Source organism: Myxococcus sp. AM011 (assembly GCF_013372595.1).
In the GTDB taxonomy this organism is placed as follows: Bacteria; Myxococcota; Myxococcia; order Myxococcales; family Myxococcaceae; genus Myxococcus; species Myxococcus eversor.
Window position 1 is genome coordinate 1 of record NZ_JABXEM010000536.1, and the last position, 1,783, is coordinate 1,783.

Genomic DNA, 1,783 nt, shown 5'->3' on the forward strand with positions numbered 1-1,783 from the left:
CAAGGACGTCCTCGGCGACCTGCTCAAGTCGCTGCCCTCGGAGCACCTCCGTGACAAAAGCAGCATGGGGTTCCTCTTACCAGCGTCGACGCGGACCTGGACTACCGGAACTCGCTCGCGGAGCGGGCCACGGCGGTCGGCGACAAGTTCCTGGAGGGCGATGCGCCAGTCCTCTACTCGGGCGTCCCGGTGCGGCCCATCCCCCTCTGGCCGGAGAACCTCGGTGCGACGAATGACCGCACGGCGGTGTTGCTGACCAATCCCAAGAACATCCACGTCGGCATCTGGCGGCAGATTCGCATCGAGTCGGCGCGCGACATCTCCGAGGGGACGCTGAAGGTGGTGGCCACGCTGCGCTTCGACGCGAAGTTCGCCGAGGAGTCGGGCACGGCCAAGGCCATCAACGTGCAGTTGTGAGGCTCACCATGGACAACACCTATCTCGTCCGACTGAAGGCCTACGACGCGCGCCGGGGCCACTTGCTGCGGCGCTACACGTATGCCGGCATCAAGTTCCAGGAGGAGCGCGGCTGGTACCGGGTGGAGAAGCCGGTGGCGGACTACCTGCGCACCGTGCACCAACTGCCCGGTGACACCTACTCGCCGCTCGCCTTCGACGTGAGCACGGAGGCCGAGGCGAAGTCCCTCGATGCCACCGAGGCCGACGAGGCCCGCGTGAAGCGCAGCGCCAGCGACGAGCTGAAGCTGAGTGCGGCACGGCCCGCCGGCACGCTGACGACGGAGGACCTCCCGAAGGCCGAGGAGAAGGACACGCGCCGCGGCAAGCGGGAGAAGGACTGACGTGTACGCCACGGTGGCCGACATGCGCTCCGAGGGCGTCACACCGGCCATGGCGGGCGACACCCGCCTGGCCGTCCTCCTTGAGGAGGCGACGCGCACCATCGACAAGGTGACGGGGTGGCACTTCGAGCCGCGCTCGGCGACGCTGCACCTCGACGGGCGTGGCACCCCCTCCCTCTGGCTGCCGGTGCCACCCATCCGCCTCTACCGCCTGGCCCTCTACGGGGCGGACGTGTCCTTCTCCAAGGAGCGCCTGGTGGTGGTGGGCGCTCCGGTGGGCGCGGGCTTCGACGGGCCACGCCTCACCTTCCGCCATGGCCGTGTCTTCCCGCGCGGCGAGGGCAACGTCACGGTGGGCGCGCGCTGGGGATACACCGAGGCGGACGGGACGCCGGAGGGGCGCACGCCGCTCGCCATCCGCCGCGCCTGCATGCTCCTCGTCCTGCGCAGCCTCTCGCCCCTGGCGGATGAAGACTCGCTGGAGGAGCGCACGCGCTGGCGGGTGGTGGAGGAGCGCACGCGCGAGCAGAGCTACCGCCTCGACACTGTCCGCCCCGCGGTGCGGCCTCTCACCGGAGAGCCGGAGGTGGACACCCTCCTCGCCCCCTACGTGAAGCCCTCCTTGCCCGGGGCGGCCTGATGAGGGGCAGGCTCATCTTCCCCTTCCTCGCGGAGCTGCACCGCCTGGACACCACCGCCATGGCGGGCCCCGGCCCGGGCCCCCATGCCAGCGGGTACGACGCGGACTTCCGCGAGCCGGTGCTGGTGGACGCGGACGACGACGGCCTGGCCGAAGCCTTCCGTCGCGAATTTCCGCCCGTGCGTGTCCCCTGCCAGGTGGAGCCGGATGCCTTTGAGTCATTGCGAATGGCACCTTCCGGCAACAGCCCCAGGACGAGCTTTGAACTCGTCTTCCACTTCCGCGACTTGGAGCGCCTCAGCCTCGTCGACGCGGCCACGGGCGACGCCCTCATCCGCCCCAG

4 protein-coding genes are annotated in these 1,783 nt (G+C 70.2%); all 4 read left to right on the forward strand.

Features of this window, described 5'->3' with window-relative positions:
* The first annotated feature begins 189 nt into the window (after positions 1-189).
* A complete protein-coding gene (locus tag HUW62_RS47115) occupies positions 190-417 on the forward strand; it encodes a hypothetical protein (protein ID WP_013375286.1) in 228 nt (75 codons plus the stop codon).
* A gap of 8 nt (positions 418-425) precedes the next feature.
* Positions 426-800, forward strand: coding sequence for a hypothetical protein (locus HUW62_RS47120; RefSeq protein ID WP_176438175.1), 375 nt, complete (start codon positions 426-428; stop codon positions 798-800).
* A gap of 1 nt (position 801) precedes the next feature.
* Positions 802-1,440 (forward strand): hypothetical protein, encoded by a 639-nt coding sequence (locus HUW62_RS47125; protein ID WP_176438176.1) that lies wholly within the window; start codon positions 802-804, stop codon positions 1,438-1,440.
* The coding region (locus tag HUW62_RS47130; protein ID WP_176438177.1) for a hypothetical protein at positions 1,440-1,783 on the forward strand (344 nt) is incomplete at its 3' end. The genes HUW62_RS47125 and HUW62_RS47130, both read left to right, overlap by 1 nt.

Coding starts and splice junctions, on each gene's coding strand:
- HUW62_RS47120 (WP_176438175.1), top strand. CDS start 426: ATGGACAACACCTATCTCGTCCGACTGAAGGCCTACGACGCGCGCCGG.